We start from the raw sequence: 440 nt of genomic DNA on the forward strand, positions 1-440 counted from the left end.
TGTCGGCGCCGAGATCGAGCCATCGCCATTTGCCGTGGAGCCGCCGCCCATCGCGTCTGCCGTCGAGCTAGCCAGGTTGTAAAGCTGTGTGCCGTTCACCGCGTCGAGGCTCGAGGCGGTCACCGCACCCGGTGCCACGTTCGTCAGGGCCACCGCCGTGGTCGAACCCACACCACCCAGCGTGACCATGTCGTGCGCCGATGTGTCGTACGTCACCGCATCGGCCAATTTGCCCTTGATGTTCGTGATGTCGCCAGCAATGTTCGTCACATTACCGGCAAGGCTCGTCAGATTCTGGTTCGTCGCATTCAGCTGCGAGCCGTTCACCGCGTCAAGGCTCGACGCGTTCAGCGCACCGTTCGCCACGTTCGTCAGGGCCACCGCCGTGGTCGAACCCACACCTCCCAGCGTCACCTTGTTATGCGCCGACGAGTCGTACG

Annotated in this window: 1 pseudogene; it reads right to left on the bottom strand. The window is 63.9% G+C overall.

Features of this window, described 5'->3' with window-relative positions:
- Positions 1-440: pseudogene (locus U5A58_RS40535) on the bottom strand (hypothetical protein); the annotation flags it as partial.

The organism is Paraburkholderia sp. J7 (assembly GCF_905220155.1).
Classification (GTDB): Bacteria; Pseudomonadota; Gammaproteobacteria; order Burkholderiales; family Burkholderiaceae; genus Paraburkholderia.